The following is a 15,210-nucleotide window of genomic DNA, read 5'->3' on the forward strand; positions in this document are numbered from 1 at the left end:
TAAAAAATGAAAAAAATATTCATTATACTTCCACTCTTTTTGAGTGGATTTTTATTTTCTCAAAAAAAAGTCCAGAAGAAACCTGCCGGCAGAACAGCAATTCCTGTAAAATTAAACTATCACGATGAATTCAAAAAGATCTCAGACGAGATTATGGCTAATGGCAGAGCTTATGATAATCTTGGAGAACTCACAAAGGGAATCGGACCTCGTTTCAGTGCAACACCTGGCTATGCAAGAGCAGTAGAATGGGCTGAAAAAAAGTTCAAAGAAATCGGCATTAATATGATCTGGAGACAAGAAGCTAAAGCTCCGGTCTGGATCAGAGGCAAAGAATCTTTACAGATAAAAGCAGAAAATGGAGACTGGAAAAATATAAGAATGCTTTCTTTCGGCAACTCTGAAGGAACAGGCGGAAAGGATCTGACAGGTGAAATTGTTTTAATCAACTCTACTTCAGAGCTTAATTCAATGTCAATAGGACAATTAAAAGACAAGATAGTTTTCGTGAATGTTCCTATGGATCCGAAAATCATTAATACAAGTGATTCCTATTTACAAACAGCAAAATCTAAATTAATTTCCGCTTCTGTTATCGCTAAAACTGGCGCAAAAGCTTTAATTATAAGATCACTTACAACAGCTAGTGATGATACCCCTCATGCCAAAATGATTTACTACGAACCTGATGATAAAGTCAAAATTCCGGCATTATCAATAGGTGTAAAATCAGCAGATGAGTTGGAAAAAACATTAAAAAAGCAGAAAGTAACTGCTAAAATAAACATGACCGCCGAATCAAAAGGCAGCACTACAAACCCTAATATCATCGCAGAAATTCAGGGTAAAAAAGATTCTAAGGTCATTGTTTTAGGTGCTCAGCTGGATTCCTGGGATGTTGGTGAAGGAGCAATAGATGACGGAACAGGCGTTGCCCAATGTATCGAAGTGTTGAGAACCTTAAAAGCACTTGGTTATGAAAACAACCACACCATCCGCGTAGTTTTGTATGCCAATAGTGAAAACGGAGGACAAGGTCGTGAAATGTATGCTGCTTATGTGAAAAAAAGAGAGGAAAAACACATTTTTGCCTTAGGAACAGATGCCGGAGGGTATTCTCCACGAGGATTTTCTCTGGATATGTCACCGCAAAGAAGAAGACTAGTCTCTCCATGGAAAGAATATTTTCTTCCTTATGGCGTTTATGATTTTGATCAGACAGACGCAATTCAGGACATTTCACCTCTGAAAAAGCTGGATATTCCTTTAGCAGAACTTGTGGTAGACACACAGAGATATTTTGATTATCATCATTCCGAACAGGATACTTTCGATAAAGTGAACAAAAGAGAACTTCTTCTCGGAGCCGTTGCAATAACGCAGATGATTTTTATGGTTGATAAAAACTGGTAATATGAAAAAGACAATCAGCTTATCGTTATTAGCTTTAGGAACAACCTTTTTATTAGGACAAACTAAGGAAGACTCCATTCAGTTTAACAAAATCTCCACCGAAATTCTAAATAACGGAAAAGGATATGATGAACTTCGGGAGCTTACTAAAAACATTGGCAATCGTTTAAGCGGTTCCGAAGCTTATGAAAAATCCGTACAATGGGCAGCTCAAAAACTTCGCGATGCCGGCGCTGATAAAGTATGGCTTCAGGAAGTCATGATTCCCGTCTGGGTAAGAGGAAAAGAATCCTTACACATCAAAACGTCTGATGGAAACTGGAAAAACCTTAAAATGCTTTCCCTTGGAAATTCTGAAGGTACAGCCGGAAAAGATGTTTCAGGAGAAATCATTATGGTAAAATCCTTAGAAGAATATGATCAACTCTCTCCTGAAAAGGTGAAAAATAAAATAGTTTTCTTTAATTACCCTTTCAATCAGGGACATGTGCAGACTTTTATTTCCTATAGAGAAGCTGGTGCTTACCGACGAACTGCCGCTACATTAACGGCAAAAAAAGGTGGAAAATTTGCTATTATCCGATCTCTTTCTTCATCATTCGATGATGTTCCTCATACCGGAAATATGCGATATGAAGAGAACATAGTAAAAGTACCTGCTCTAACCATTGGAAGCACTACAGCCGATGAGCTGGAAGCCTTATTAAAAAGTCAAAAAGTCACAGCAAAACTTAATTCCAACTGCGGCATGAAAGGAGAAAAACTCTCCCACTCCGTCATTGGTGAGATCACAGGTAAAAAAGATCAAAGCGTAATCGTAGTTGGCGGACACCTCGATTCGTGGGATGTAGGTGAAGGTGCCCATGATGATGGTGCTGGAATTGTGCAGAGTATTGAAGTGCTGAGAACTTTCAAAAAACTTGGAATACAAAATAATCATACCATCAGAGCGGTCTGCTTTGCTAATGAAGAAAATGGAACAAAAGGCGGGAAACAATACGGAAAAACAGTAAAAGACAATAATGAAAAACATCTTTTTGCCATAGAATCCGATGCAGGGGGCTTTTCTCCCAGAGGAATTTCATTGGAAATGGATGATACAAAAAGAAATCAGATCAAAAGCTGGGTAAATCTGTTTTTACCTTATGGGGTCTATAACTTTGAAGGAAAATACTCAGGTTCAGATATTGCCCCACTCCATGAGATGGGAGTTCCGACTGCTGAACTTGTTCCTGAGCCACAACGTTATTTTGATATTCACCATACGGCGGAAGATACTTTTGAAAAAGTCAACCGCAGAGAATTACTTCTCGGATCAACGGTGATGACACAACTTATTTATATGATAGATAAAAATTGGTAAAACCATGAAAAAGATATTAGGAACTACATTACTACTTTTAGGAATGACTGTTTTCGGTCAGTCTAAAGAAGATTCTATACAATTCAGTAAAATTTCTCTTGAAGTTTTAAACAATGGAAAAGGCTACAATGAACTGCGTGAACTTACAAAGAATATCGGTCATCGCTTAAGTGGCTCAGAAGCTTATGAGAAATCCGTAAAATGGGCAGAACAGAAACTTCGCGATGCAGGTGCTGATAAAGTATGGCTTCAGGAAGTGATGATTCCGGTTTGGGTAAGAGGAAAAGAATCCTTGCACATCAAAACCTCAAACGGAAGCTGGAAAAATTTAAAAATGCTATCCCTTGGTAATTCAGAAGGTACAAACGGAAAAGATGTTTCCGGTGAAATTATCATGGTAAAATCTATGGATGAATATAATAAGCTTACTGCTGAACAGGTAAAGGATAAAATTCTGTTCTTTAATTATGCTTTTAAACAATCATTTATAGAAACATTTAAAGGATATGGTGATGCTGCAAAATATAGAACAACCGCAGCTTCTTTAACCGCTAAAAAAGGAGGAAAATTTGCCATTATACGATCACTTTCATCTGCTTTTGACGATGTTCCACACACCGGAGCAATGCGTTATGAAGAAAATACATCCAAAATACCTGCTGTAGCTATCGGAAGTACTACTGCTGATGAGCTGGAAGCCTTATTAAAGAATCAAAAAATCACAGCAAAACTTAATTCCAACTGCGGAATGAAAGGAGAAAAACTCTCCCACTCTGTCATTGGTGAGATCACAGGTAAAAAGGATCAAAGCGTAATCGTAGTTGGCGGACACCTTGATTCTTGGGACGTAGGTGAAGGTGCTCACGATGACGGCGCCGGAATCGTTCAAAGTATTGAAGTTTTAAGAACATTCAAAAAATTAGGAATACAGAACAACCACACCATTAGAGTAGTGTGCTTTGCCAATGAAGAAAATGGTGTAAAAGGCGGAATCCAATATGGAAAATTTGTTAAAGACAATAATGAAAAACATCTTTTTGCTATAGAATCAGATGCGGGAGGCTTCGCTCCAAGAGGAATCGCTTTGGATATGGATCAGACCAAAAGAAAGCAGATCCAAAGTTGGTCTAAACTATTCCTGCCCTACGGAGTTTACAACTTTGAAGAGCAGTTTTCCGGAACAGACCTTTACCCACTTCATGATATGGGAATACCTGCTGCTGAGCTAATGCCGGATTCTCAACGTTATTTTGATATTCATCACACAGAAGAAGATACTTTTGAAAAAGTAAATCGCAGAGAGCTCTTACTGGGAGCAATTACAATGACACAGATTATTTATATGATTGATAAAAACTGGTAGTAGAATATTTTTTATATAATACAAGAGTCCGTTGAAGCATTTATGGTTTTAACGGGCTTTTTTTTAAACACAAATAGCACGAATGATTTCACAAATGACACAAAATGATGGAATAGAATAAATCTTACAAACATCATTAAGTTTAATAACTTCTTTGACATTTTGTCGTTGAAATTTCTTTCAAAATGATAGGATTTAGTATCTCCACATTCAAAAATTCAATAGAAATGGGCTTTAGCCCATTCATCTAAATAAAAAATTTATTTGGCTTTAGCCAAAACTTAAAAATCATTATTAAGATTTTAGCTCAGATAAAGTTAAACGAGAATAAATTTTCTTTAAAAATAAAAAATGCTCTGTGTTTCACATTTTTCGAATTTCACATCAAAAAAACATTTTTCTTCGTTTAAGGAAATAACTCATTAAAAATACTGAAAAACAACAAATTAAACAATATTAACTCAAACTGTTAATAGTAGAGTTATGACTTTGGCACGATATTCGCATGTTATTTCTCGAGAAAAAATTATAAAAAAGCACTAAGGATGAGAAAAAAGGTTTTCTGTGGATTTTCAGTTTTCCACTGATTCAAAGTTCATATTGATGTATATGAATCCTTTTTTTTCTACGATGCCGTAAAAGATACGGGTTCGTGAAAAGTTACCCTCGGTTAATTTTTCACAGCAGTTTTGCGTCCCGTATCTGACTGGTATCATTATAAATTTCCCTGAATCTATATTGATTCTAAACCACTATTATAATGCCGGACTTTATGCCCGGTATAACGATATAAATAAACGGCAAAGTTATCACGAACCTTAGCCCAGTAAAGAAATATGCCTTTCTTTTTACCGTGATAATGACGTTGCTTTATTTCTAATTAAATTAATTGTATAACCCTTAAAATGTTAGTAATGATGAGAGCCTTTTTTGAAATGATTTTTAAGAGAAATGAAGATGCTGCGAAAATGCATATCTGGAGCTTGCTTTTGGTATTGAGTTTTGCTGCCTTTTCTGTATTGGTATACAGCTTGAAACCAAGTTTAAACAGCTTAATAATATATCTGACCGCTTTTGCCGCTTATATCGGCTTTGGACTTCTGTTCATCAGTTCTCTTTCTGGAACAGGTATGAAGAAAAGAATCGGCAGAGACATATAACTTTTAATTCTTTCTTTTACTGAAAAACCACCCTTTTTTGAGGGTGGTTTTTTTATAATTGCTTTTTTACAATTTACTCTTTAAAAATATCCTTCATCATCTTCTCAAGGAACTGAGTAGTCTCCTCCTCTACCATTTTTTCAGATTTAGCTACCAATTCAGCATGAAAAGGCTGGCAGCAAGCCTTTATCCCGAATCCGTCATCTGTCTTTACAAACTCAGGATGCAAGTTATGTTCTTTGCACACTTCAGCCTCTATCGTCTGCTTTATTAAGTCATAATTAAGATCAAACATATTTCTATTTTTATTTCATTGGTTGAAGGTTAAAGATAGGAATAATTTGTTCTTACACAATATCCGTATTTTTACGGGACCCTTATTACCTCAAACCAAGAAATATAATTTATTTTTGCTGTATCTGTAAATCAATTAATTCATTTATGAGCTTCACTCTATAATTTTGAATTTCAGTAGAATCTTGTTTATTCATTTTTTCCAAAAGCTTTTGATACTTTTCCATTAATGGATTAATCTCTTTGTTGACTTTATTTGTTGAAAGCTTTTTCGTAACTCCTTTTTTCATCCAGTGTTGTACTTCATCTAAAACAACAACAGCTTCCTTTTTTCTCATTTTACTTGAATCAACTTTCACAGGTATTTCAGTTTTCGCTCCGTTAGCTTTATCATTACATGCCACTGCTACTAAACTACTAATTATTAAAATAATTATACTTTTTCCCATAATCTTTAATTTAATCTTGTTTTCAAATCTAATCATAGAATACATTCCTCCCTTACGGAAATCCATAATAAAACAAAAAAACCACCCTTTTCAGGATGGTTTTCATATCTTAAAGATTCAATTATTTTACTTTTACAAGCTCAACATCGAAAATTAACCAAGAGTTTGGCGGAATAACTCCTCCTGCTCCTCTTTCTCCATAACCCATTGCTGGCGGGATCAATAATGTAGCAGTTTCACCTTCTTTCAATAATAGGATACCTTCATCCCATCCTTTGATTACTCTTCCCATTCCGATTGGAATCTCGATAGGCTCATTTCTTTTGAATGAAGAATCAAATTCAGTTCCGTCTACTAATTTTCCTGCATAGTGTACAGAAACGTTATCACCTGCTTTTGGAGCTTTACCGTCAGCAGTCTTAGTGATTTTGTAGTAAAGACCAGATTCAGTTTTTTGCATTCCTGCTTTTAAACCTTCAACTAATTTTTCCTGATTTGCTTTGAATTCTTCTTCTCTTTTCTTCTTTTCAGCTTCTTCTTTAGCGATGAAAGCTTTATTGTTTTCTGCGATTTTAGCTTTTCCCTCGTTGAAAGTTTTAGCAGCATCGTAGTTTTTGTACTCATCACCTTTACCGAAAATAGAAACTTTTTCTAAAACGATATCTGTTTTAGGCTTATCCTGAGCTCCTTTTTCTACATTAGCAATTGTATCAATAACGTCAATACCTTTTACTACTTTCCCGAAGATCGTGTGTCTTCCGTCTAACCAAGGAGTTGCTACTTCAGTGATGAAAAACTGAGAACCGTTTGTATTTGGTCCAGAGTTCGCCATAGAAAGAATACCTTTTCCTGTGTGTTTAAGGTCGTTTCTTTCATCTTCAAATTTATATCCAGGATCTCCCATTCCTGTTCCCTGAGGATCACCTCCCTGGATCATGAAATCCTTGATTACTCTGTGGAAAATAGTTCCGTCATAGTAAGGAACTCCTTTAGCCTTAGCTTTATTGTCGATTTTCCCTTCAGCAAGACCGATAAAGTTGGCTACAGTTACTGGTGCTTTCTTGTCCTCAAACTTAACAATCATGTTACCTTTTGTGGTTTGAAGATTTGCATAAAGTCCGTCATTAAGACCTTCGTAAGTTTCTTTGTCTACGTTCATTTTTTTATAAATTGGGGTACAACTCATCAGCGAAATACTTGCCGCTGCCAGAATTATATTCTTGTTAAACAATTTCATGTATTATAAAGCTTTTAATTTTATGATTAATGGAATATCATTGTCTATTTTCTTTTCGTCTCCAAAAGTTCCGTAAGCCAAAGAAGACGGTACCAAAAGCGTCACTTCCTCTCCATCATGTATAAAACGCAAAGCATTCTCCACCGCTTTCAGTTCATCAAAATGCCCAAATTTGGCATCTCTTCTTTCAAAAGGCTGATCATAGATCTTAGTTTGATCAAAGTCATACAACTCATAAGAATAGGAAATCATCGTATTATCTGCCCTCCTTTCTCTGTGATCAAAACCATCCACCGTCACCCAGTAATTAAGCTGCGTAGGATAAAACTTTACGTTTTGTCCATTAATCCAATCCTGAATCTGACCTCTCTCGATAGTGTTCAGGTTTTTCATTCTGTTTTTAGAAACGTCCAGATCTTTCTGGCTTAAAACACCGCCTACAGGAGGATGTGCCGTCTGTGCATTTCTATTGCAGCTCAACAGACTTATAGCTGATATGAAGAGTAATTTTTTCATAAACTTTTGCGAAAATACACATTTCGTGAATCAATTACAAAACTTGATAAAGAAATATAGTAATGTATTAATACGGCAATATAACAATAATACCTAGAATAACTTTTAAACTATTAAGTAGAATTTAAGTTTTAAAGAAAATTAAATATATGACTTACGTTTATTCAATAAAAAAATGCTTCTTATTTTAATTACTCATCAAAAACAATAAAGCCGGGATATTCCCGGCTTTATACTATATAATGTATTAAAAATACTATTAAACTGTTTCAAGTGCGTGATCTACAACTACTCTCCATCCAAATGGATCTTCAGAAAGGTTATTTTGAAGATCTACTAAGTCTTTCTTAAGGATAGCTGCATAGCTTTCTTCATCAGATAATCTTGGTAACTCTAATTTCTCTCCCTGATATCCTAAAGCCTGGAATTGAGTTGTTACAACTGCAGTACCTACTCCCCAAACTTCTTTTAATTCTCCACCTTTCAAAGCTTCGATAACTGTTTTTACAGGAATTGGCTCTACTTTTACTTCGATACCTCTCTTCTTAGCTAATTGAATGAAACTGTCTCTTGTAACACCGTCAAGAATCTTCTCAGAAGTTGGAGGTGTATAAATTGTATCGTTAATTCTTACAAATACGTTCATTGTACCACTCTCTTCGAAATATTCGTGAGTAGCATCATCTGTCCAGATAATTTGCTCATATCCTTCTTCGATAGCCAATTGAGTTGGGTAGAAAGAAGCAGCATAGTTACCAGCTGCTTTAGCAGAACCTACTCCACCGTTTGCCGCTCTTGAATAGTGATCAGAGATTTTTACAGAAACCGGCTCTGAATAATAGCTCTTCGCTGGTGTTGCAACGATAGCAAACATATATTTATTAGAAACTCTTGCTTTCAAAGCTTCCTCTGTAGCAAAAATTAATGGTCTGATATATAAAGACATTCCTTCTCCTTGAGGAATCCATTCTCTATCGATATCTACTAATGCTTTTAATCCGTCTAAAAACATTTCCTCAGTCACCTCTGGCATTGCAAGACGCTTCGCTGACTTGTTGATACGTTCAAAATTCTTTTCAGGCCTGAAAAGGAAAACCTGCCCGTCTTTGTCTTTATAGGCTTTCATACCTTCAAAACAAGCTTGCCCATAGTTTACTCCCATCATAGCAGGTGTAAATGGAATCGGACCGTAAGGAACTAATTTTACATCACCCCATTTTCCATCTTCGTACTCACATATGATCATATGATCTATGAATGTACCACCAAATGAAAAATTGTTTGGGTCAAATGTAGAAATTCTGGAGTTTTCAGTTTTTTGAATTATCATTTTTTAAAATTTTTACGATGTTCTACAAATTTAACATAATTTTCTAAATATAAAAATTTTAGAGTAAATTTGACAAAAAAATAGCTTGAAAAGAGAGATTAAGACCACAAACGACGGAAGCAAAACATTGTTTATCAATGATTTAAATGAAAACTACCATTCTCATCACGGAGCTCTTCAGGAAGCAGAACACGTGTTTATCAAAAATGGACTAAATTTAATAAATGATTACGAAATTAATATTTTAGAACTAGGTTTTGGAACAGGTTTGAATGTTTTGGTGACAATTAATGAATATTTAAAAACTGACAAAAATCATGTCATCAATTATTTTTCGCTCGAAAAATACCCCATAAATGAATCCGAAGTTAAGGATTTAGCTTACTTTGAACTTTTTGATAACCCAGAGTTTAAAAATATTTATCAGAAAATTCATCTAGCAGATTGGGAAAAGTCAGTTGAAATCATTAGTGGATTCAACTTAAAAAAGATAGAATGTGACTTTTTCGACCTAAAGAACATAGATCTACCGAAAATCAACCTTGTTTACTTTGACTGTTTCGGAGCAAGAGTACAGCCTGATCTTTGGGAAAAACCGTTATTCGAACTGGTTTCTGACAAAATGGCGCTTAACGGATTATTAACGACCTACTCTTCCAAGGGAAGTGTAAGAAGAATTCTTCAGGAATTAAATTTCCAAGTGAAAAAAAAACAAGGTCCTCCAGGAAAGAGAGAGATGATTAATGCCATTAAACTATAAATAGTAAAGCGGAATTTTTTAAAAAGCAGAATCATTTCAGGACTAATTTACAAATTCACTTTTTCGCTATTTTAGCCTTATATGCCTCAGAAAAATTCATTACCTTTAACTATATAAAATATTATACATTATATATATGATAGATAAGATCAACATTAGAGTGTATGGCTGTGCAGTAAAAGATAAAAAAGTTCTTACCTTATTTGAGGAATATGCAGGTGAACCTTTAGTGAAATTTCCGGGTGGCGGATTGGAATATGGCGAGGGAACACTTGAGTGTTTACATCGTGAATTTGATGAAGAGTTGAATGTAAAAATAGAGATTGTAGAACATTTCTATACTCAGGAAAATTTTCTGGTTTCCCGTTTCAGAGAAAATGAGCAACTTCTTACCATATATTATATAGTAAACATTGTGGATGAAAACGAATTTCTGATTCTTGATCCCTGCATAGAAAAAACAGAATGGATGGATATTGACAGACCAGACAATCCCTTCCCGCTTCCCATTGACAAAATTGTATTCGATAAATTAAAAGAAAAATTCCTGTAAGAAGTACTTACAGGAATTTTTTATCTTAACTATTATTTTTTCACTTTAAAATCGCTGGCTCCCGGATAAGGCTTTAAATACCCTGAATTCCAATTTGATTGAAGTAATGATTCTACAAATTCATCAGTTCTGTTTTTGTGTGGATCATAACGGTCTTTTAAATCAATATCAGCCATTTTCCCTTTTAAGTTCCACCAAAAGGCACTGAATCCACCTCTAAGTTCTTTAATGATTTCATATACATTTTTACCTGTAGCCCTATTCATTAGTTTGGCAAAAACCTGTCCTTCTGTTGTAGTAAGATCTCTCAGCTGTTTTTCATACTGATCCGCAAGCATATTTTGTCTTTCCCTTACAAACTTTCGTTTAGCTTTACTATCCATATCATTCATATCTACCTGAATGTCTCTGTATTGCTGTAAAGCTGTTACAAATAAAGGATATACTCTATAAAGCTTTTTGTTTAGGAAATAATAGTAATTTTTATCGAGTTGATTGTTAAATCTCGGTTTATTAACTAAAACCAATTCATCCAATACTACCACAGGCTCTCCGTTTACTTCATAAATTTTCACTTTCTGCTGCTCGTCGTAATAATATTTATTGCCAAATTCATCCACTTTGAGGGACTCAGGTGGGTATTGATTGAGAGGTTTTGCAACCACAGTATCCTTTTGACCAAAAACACTGACTCCAAAAAAGAAAACAAAAAGGCAAATAATCTTATTAAATTTCATTATTTTTACACTTATAAGAACAAAAATTAAACGCAAAAATCATTCCTTTTTATGAAATTTGAAAAGAAATCTTTGAAATTTTTAGAGAAATATTTAAATACTTCATCTCCAACGGGTTATGAACAAGAGGGTCAAAAAGTATGGATGGATTACATCAAACCTTATGTTGACAAAATTGAAGTAGACCATTATGGTACGTGCTATGGTATCATTAATCCTGAAGCAGAGTTTAAAGTAGTGATTGAAGCGCATGCTGATGAAATTTCATGGTACGTAAATTATATTACTGATGACGGGCTCATTTATGTAATCAGAAACGGAGGTTCCGACCAGACCATTGCGCCTTCAAAAGTAGTACATATTCACGGAGAAAACGGTATTGTAAAAGGGGTATTCGGATGGCCTGCAATTCACACAAGAAGCAACCAAGACGAACCTACTCCTAAAATTGAAAACATCTTCATAGATTGTGGTGCCACAACTAAAGAAGAAGTGGAAAAAATGGGGATCTTTGTAGGCTGTATGATTACCTATCCTGATGAATTCTTTGAAATGAATGACAGATATTTTGTCTGCAGAGCTTTAGATAACAGAATTGGAGGATTTATGATTGCTGAAGTGGCAAGACTTTTAAAAGAGAATAAAAAATCTATTCCATTCGGGCTTTATATTACCAATTCCGTACAGGAAGAAGTTGGTTTGTATGGAGCTGATATGATTGCTGACACGATCAAACCCAACATAGCAATTGTAACAGACGTTACCCACGATACCACGACACCTATGATAGAAAAGAAGAAAGAAGGTGATCAGAAATGTGGTGCCGGACCGGTTGTATTCTTCGCGCCGAGTGTTCACCATACTATCAGGGAACTTATCATTGATACTGCAAAAACTAAAAAAATTCCTTATCAGAGAGCTGCGGCGAGCAGAGCCACAGGAACAGACACAGATGCTTTTGCTCATTCGAATGGCGGAGTACCAAGTGCATTAATTTCCTTACCTTTGCGCTACATGCATACAACAGTGGAAATGGTATCCAAAGAAGACGTAGCAAATGTTATTACACTGATCTACGAAACCGTTCTAAGAATCAAACCGGAAATGAAACTGAAGTATCATTAAGAGACACTAGATAACAGATATCAGGCACTAGACTATAATACCAGCACTCTATGTCTGACATCTGGTGTCTAAGATCTTAAATCTAATATTAAGTAAAAAGTAAAAATGAAAACGAAGCTTATTGCTCCATCCCTTTTATCCGCAGACTTTGGGAATCTGCAAAGAGACATTGAAATGTTAAACAGATCCCAGGCAGACTGGTTCCACATCGACGTTATGGACGGGAGATTTGTACCTAATATTTCATTTGGTTTCCCTGTGATGAAAACCGTTCAGCAGCATGCTAAAAAATTCGTAGACGTTCACTTAATGATCGTTGAGCCTGAAAAATATGTTGACGAGTTTATCAATCATGGTGCAGACCTTATTTCAGTACATTACGAAGCGTGTACTCACCTTCACAGAACTATTCACCATATTCAGAGCAAAGGGGCAAAAGCTGGGGTTGTATTAAATCCTTCTACTCCTGTTTTAATGCTTGAAGATATTATTGCAGATGTAGATTTAGTACTGTTAATGAGTGTAAACCCTGGGTTTGGAGGTCAGAAATTCATTGAAAATACTTACAAAAAAATTGCAGAAACTAAAGATTTAATTTTAAGTAATAACTCTACTGCACTTATTCAGGTAGATGGAGGTGTAAACCTTGACAATGCTTCAAAACTTTTCGAAGCTGGAGCGGATGTTTTAGTTGCTGGTAATGCGGTATTTTCGGCAGAAAGCCCTGAAAGAACAATCGAGCTTTTAAAAATTTAGAAAATATTTCTTTATATAACAAAAGGCAGTCCCTTGGGGCTGCCTTTTCTCATTGGGACTTGAGTTGCCGTGGTTATTAATGTTTCTTACAAAATTCTTTAAATGTATAAATCCTTCTTACTAACTACACAAATTTCTGAATAAAGTACCACAAAAACATCCGTAGAAATACGGAATTTATGATTAAGTATTTCTACCTACTACCCTTCCTTATTCCATATACAGGCGCAGACAACCAGCGTAATGCTGATTACTGAAAAAACAGTTCTGATATTATTTAAAAAATTCCATCGGTTCTCAAAGTTTTCACGCATCTGCTTAATAGCATTCATTGTTGAATTTGAAATATCAAATTTATCAAGTGCATCATTCATTGGCACATTTCCGGCTATAGTAACTCCAAAAACCCCAATCAAATAGGCTAATGTCGCCAGTAAAATAAAAATAAAAGCAGGTTGTTGACCTCTCATAAGAAATGTGGATATAGGAAGCAATACAGCCGTTCCCATAAAGCTCATAAAAAATACAGGATTAAGTATTTCTCTGTTAATATTCTGCATAGCTTTCAAATATTCTGAGTCATTCAACTTTCCTAAACCAAGAACGACAGAACATGAATAAGCATAAAAAAGCCCAGCAATAAGTGCCGTAAGCACCGCGGTAATAATGAGTACTACTGTTGTCATTTTCATATATTTTGATTTGTGGTGATAAATTTCTCATTAATAAGGATTCCATTTCTTGAGAATATTTTGGGCAGTCATTATCATTTCTTCGCACCAGGTTTCTGTATTAAAGTATTGGAAATCCTGTTTTTTAACCAGTACCGGATCAATGCTATCAAAAAGAAGTTTTGTTAATCTGGTTTGCTCTTCATACAAAATGACATCCTCAAGAGGTTTTTTTGAAATATTTACTTCTTTTTTACTCCAAAAACGGTTCTCTCTTCCAGACCAATCTAAAACATTAATTATCGTCTGAGCTTTTACAAAGTCACTTAAAAAATTCTGCTTATCTCTTTCTGTTTTAATGCTATGTCCCAATCTTTCAATGATGACATACTGTACATTTTTACACTGTAATAAAACAGAAGGCAGCACAGCCCATATTTCATCAGGAATGTCATCATCATGAGTATCTCTTCTAATGGATTTCTTCCCATAAACACTCTCCTGCCAACTTCCCCCAGAAAGATGAATCTCTTTCACTTTATCTAATGGATATGATTGAATAATTTCCAGCATATCCACATCAAAATTACAGGCTTGACAATAGATATTATGAAGATCAAGAATAAGGAATCCATCAATCTCTTCAATTAATTTATCCAAAAATAAACCCTGCTCCTTTACATCATCCACAGAAAAAGAAAACGCCAGATTTTCAATTCCCACGGGGATCTCCACAGCATCCTGAAGTCTGTGAAGTCTGTCTTTTCCGATCTGTAATGTTTGAGAATGTAAAGAAACAGGCAACGGAACTCCCTGGTGAAAATTTTCAGTATTCATAAAACCAAAATGCTCCGTAAGATGATTATACTGTCTTTTATGAACTTCCTGTTTTAATCTTTCAAGCCAAACTTCCTGCCTATCACTCCATTTAGCATCAAATAATGAATAATAAACCCCATGCCCTATCAAACGGTTATTTTCAGAATAAAAATTCAGAAGATCACTCAGCCAAACAGGTTCTTTAGCATTATAAAAAGTATCAAATGACCACTCAAGCACTTCTACTGAACTACTTTGTAATAAAGGTAAAATAGCAGAAACAAATTCTGATTCTGCCATCATTGATATTCCTAAGAGTGGTTTTTTCATATTTTATCCTAATCCACAAGCCGGACAATAACCCGGATTATGTTTAATTGTATCTTTTCTAATAGGGATTTTGGGAATCCTTGGTTTTTCAACAGTATCAGATTTTGCTATTTTTTTTACTTTTTTGACCGGCTTTTTTGTTTTGGTAACAGGTTTTGTACTTTGTGCAGCAACACCTACTGTCAATAAGCTAGCCATTAATAATGCTGGAATTTTCATAATTGCTTTTTTAAATAATTTACAATAAGCGTTCCATTTATTTCCCTTCTAAAATACAACAATTTATGTTTGAATACTTTATATTTTAAAATCTATAGAGTAAACTCGTTTAATA

At 35.0% G+C, this 15,210-nt stretch carries 17 protein-coding genes; 8 read left to right on the forward strand and 9 right to left on the reverse strand.

Going from position 1 to position 15,210, the window contains the following annotated elements; all coding sequences use genetic code 11:
- Positions 1–6: 6 nt before the first annotated feature.
- The 4 genes from BBI01_RS11035 to BBI01_RS11050 all read left to right on the forward strand — a co-directional run bounded on the left by BBI01_RS11035 (position 7) and on the right by BBI01_RS11050 (position 5,299).
- Entirely contained in the window at positions 7–1,413 is a 1,407-nt protein-coding gene (locus BBI01_RS11035) for a M28 family peptidase (RefSeq protein WP_065394707.1), read from the forward strand.
- A 1-nt stretch (position 1,414) separates the two neighbouring features.
- Positions 1,415–2,776, forward strand: coding sequence for a M20/M25/M40 family metallo-hydrolase (locus BBI01_RS11040; protein WP_083190076.1), 1,362 nt, complete (start codon positions 1,415–1,417; stop codon positions 2,774–2,776).
- Positions 2,777–2,780: 4 nt separating this feature from the next.
- Positions 2,781–4,139: a M20/M25/M40 family metallo-hydrolase gene (locus BBI01_RS11045; RefSeq protein ID WP_065394708.1), complete on the forward strand. Its 1,359-nt coding sequence runs from the start codon at positions 2,781–2,783 to the stop codon at positions 4,137–4,139.
- A gap of 914 nt (positions 4,140–5,053) precedes the next feature.
- Entirely contained in the window at positions 5,054–5,299 is a 246-nt protein-coding gene (locus BBI01_RS11050) for a hypothetical protein (protein WP_123862137.1), read from the forward strand.
- Positions 5,300–5,372: 73 nt separating this feature from the next.
- Here BBI01_RS11050 and BBI01_RS11055 read toward each other — a convergent pair whose 3' ends face one another.
- The 5 genes from BBI01_RS11055 to BBI01_RS11075 all read right to left on the reverse strand — a co-directional run bounded on the left by BBI01_RS11055 (position 5,373) and on the right by BBI01_RS11075 (position 9,125).
- The gene (locus tag BBI01_RS11055; protein ID WP_065394710.1) at positions 5,373–5,594 is read right to left on the reverse strand and encodes a hypothetical protein; all 222 of its coding nucleotides are present in this window, start codon (positions 5,592–5,594) and stop codon (positions 5,373–5,375) included.
- A 109-nt stretch (positions 5,595–5,703) separates the two neighbouring features.
- Positions 5,704–6,042 carry a hypothetical protein gene (locus BBI01_RS11060; RefSeq protein ID WP_123862138.1) on the reverse strand — a complete coding sequence of 113 codons (339 nt, stop codon included), beginning with the start codon at positions 6,040–6,042 and terminating at the stop codon, positions 5,704–5,706.
- Positions 6,043–6,163: 121 nt separating this feature from the next.
- Entirely contained in the window at positions 6,164–7,201 is a 1,038-nt protein-coding gene (locus BBI01_RS11065; protein WP_228393992.1) for a peptidylprolyl isomerase, read from the reverse strand.
- A gap of 81 nt (positions 7,202–7,282) precedes the next feature.
- Complete coding sequence (locus BBI01_RS11070) at positions 7,283–7,795, reverse strand: FKBP-type peptidyl-prolyl cis-trans isomerase (RefSeq protein WP_065394713.1); 513 nt, start codon at positions 7,793–7,795, stop codon at positions 7,283–7,285.
- 259 nt (positions 7,796–8,054) lie between these two features.
- Positions 8,055–9,125: a branched-chain amino acid aminotransferase gene (locus BBI01_RS11075; protein WP_065394714.1), complete on the reverse strand. Its 1,071-nt coding sequence runs from the start codon at positions 9,123–9,125 to the stop codon at positions 8,055–8,057.
- Positions 9,126–9,210: 85 nt separating this feature from the next.
- On the opposite strand from BBI01_RS11075, the gene mnmC2 reads away from it, so the two are divergent.
- A complete protein-coding gene (gene mnmC2, locus BBI01_RS11080) occupies positions 9,211–9,885 on the forward strand; it encodes a tRNA (5-methylaminomethyl-2-thiouridine)(34)-methyltransferase MnmC2 (RefSeq protein WP_065394715.1) in 675 nt (224 codons plus the stop codon).
- 136 nt (positions 9,886–10,021) lie between these two features.
- Positions 10,022–10,438 carry an NUDIX domain-containing protein gene (locus tag BBI01_RS11085; protein ID WP_065394716.1) on the forward strand — a complete coding sequence of 139 codons (417 nt, stop codon included), beginning with the start codon at positions 10,022–10,024 and terminating at the stop codon, positions 10,436–10,438.
- 32 nt (positions 10,439–10,470) lie between these two features.
- Here BBI01_RS11085 and BBI01_RS11090 read toward each other — a convergent pair whose 3' ends face one another.
- Positions 10,471–11,175, reverse strand: coding sequence for a DUF4294 domain-containing protein (locus BBI01_RS11090; RefSeq protein WP_065394717.1), 705 nt, complete (start codon positions 11,173–11,175; stop codon positions 10,471–10,473).
- A gap of 51 nt (positions 11,176–11,226) precedes the next feature.
- Here BBI01_RS11090 and chrP point away from each other — a divergent pair, with 51 nt between their 5' ends.
- On the forward strand, positions 11,227–12,300 hold the full coding sequence (gene chrP / locus BBI01_RS11095) for a chryseobasin maturation metalloprotease ChrP (protein WP_065394718.1): 1,074 nt from the start codon (positions 11,227–11,229) through the stop codon (positions 12,298–12,300).
- A gap of 105 nt (positions 12,301–12,405) precedes the next feature.
- Positions 12,406–13,056, forward strand: a complete 651-nt coding sequence (gene rpe, locus BBI01_RS11100; protein ID WP_065394719.1) for a ribulose-phosphate 3-epimerase — start codon at positions 12,406–12,408, stop codon at positions 13,054–13,056.
- 200 nt (positions 13,057–13,256) lie between these two features.
- Here the strand turns inward: rpe and chrI are convergent, their stop codons facing one another.
- Genes chrI through chrA form a run of 3 tightly spaced genes read right to left on the reverse strand, consistent with a single transcriptional unit; the run spans position 13,257 to position 15,095 of the window.
- A complete protein-coding gene (gene chrI, locus BBI01_RS11105) occupies positions 13,257–13,742 on the reverse strand; it encodes a chryseobasin maturation helper ChrI (RefSeq protein ID WP_228393984.1) in 486 nt (161 codons plus the stop codon).
- Positions 13,743–13,778: 36 nt separating this feature from the next.
- Positions 13,779–14,876: an MNIO family chryseobactin maturase gene (chrH, locus tag BBI01_RS11110; RefSeq protein WP_065394721.1), complete on the reverse strand. Its 1,098-nt coding sequence runs from the start codon at positions 14,874–14,876 to the stop codon at positions 13,779–13,781.
- 3 nt (positions 14,877–14,879) lie between these two features.
- Complete coding sequence (chrA, locus tag BBI01_RS11115; protein WP_065394722.1) at positions 14,880–15,095, reverse strand: MNIO class RiPP chryseobasin precursor ChrA; 216 nt, start codon at positions 15,093–15,095, stop codon at positions 14,880–14,882.
- Positions 15,096–15,210: the final 115 nt, after the last annotated feature.

The sequence above is a fragment of the Chryseobacterium artocarpi genome (genome assembly GCF_001684975.1).
In the GTDB taxonomy this organism is placed as follows: Bacteria; Bacteroidota; Bacteroidia; order Flavobacteriales; family Weeksellaceae; genus Chryseobacterium; species Chryseobacterium artocarpi.

Bases quoted from the DNA above. Each gene is read 5' to 3' on its own strand.
- BBI01_RS11035 (WP_065394707.1), top strand. From the start codon at position 7: ATGAAAAAAATATTCATTATACTTCCACTCTTTTTGAGTGGATTTTTA.
- BBI01_RS11040 (WP_083190076.1), top strand. From the start codon at position 1,415: ATGAAAAAGACAATCAGCTTATCGTTATTAGCTTTAGGAACAACCTTT.
- BBI01_RS11045 (WP_065394708.1), top strand. From the start codon at position 2,781: ATGAAAAAGATATTAGGAACTACATTACTACTTTTAGGAATGACTGTT.
- BBI01_RS11050 (WP_123862137.1), top strand. From the start codon at position 5,054: ATGATGAGAGCCTTTTTTGAAATGATTTTTAAGAGAAATGAAGATGCT.
- BBI01_RS11055 (WP_065394710.1), bottom strand. From the start codon at position 5,594: ATGTTTGATCTTAATTATGACTTAATAAAGCAGACGATAGAGGCTGAA.
- BBI01_RS11060 (WP_123862138.1), bottom strand. From the start codon at position 6,042: ATGGGAAAAAGTATAATTATTTTAATAATTAGTAGTTTAGTAGCAGTG.
- BBI01_RS11065 (WP_228393992.1), bottom strand. From the start codon at position 7,201: ATGAACGTAGACAAAGAAACTTACGAAGGTCTTAATGACGGACTTTAT.
- BBI01_RS11070 (WP_065394713.1), bottom strand. From the start codon at position 7,795: ATGAAAAAATTACTCTTCATATCAGCTATAAGTCTGTTGAGCTGCAAT.
- BBI01_RS11075 (WP_065394714.1), bottom strand. From the start codon at position 9,125: ATGATAATTCAAAAAACTGAAAACTCCAGAATTTCTACATTTGACCCA.
- BBI01_RS11085 (WP_065394716.1), top strand. From the start codon at position 10,022: ATGATAGATAAGATCAACATTAGAGTGTATGGCTGTGCAGTAAAAGAT.
- BBI01_RS11090 (WP_065394717.1), bottom strand. From the start codon at position 11,175: ATGAAATTTAATAAGATTATTTGCCTTTTTGTTTTCTTTTTTGGAGTC.
- chrP (WP_065394718.1), top strand. From the start codon at position 11,227: ATGAAATTTGAAAAGAAATCTTTGAAATTTTTAGAGAAATATTTAAAT.
- rpe (WP_065394719.1), top strand. From the start codon at position 12,406: ATGAAAACGAAGCTTATTGCTCCATCCCTTTTATCCGCAGACTTTGGG.
- chrI (WP_228393984.1), bottom strand. From the start codon at position 13,742: ATGACAACAGTAGTACTCATTATTACCGCGGTGCTTACGGCACTTATT.
- chrH (WP_065394721.1), bottom strand. From the start codon at position 14,876: ATGAAAAAACCACTCTTAGGAATATCAATGATGGCAGAATCAGAATTT.
- chrA (WP_065394722.1), bottom strand. From the start codon at position 15,095: ATGAAAATTCCAGCATTATTAATGGCTAGCTTATTGACAGTAGGTGTT.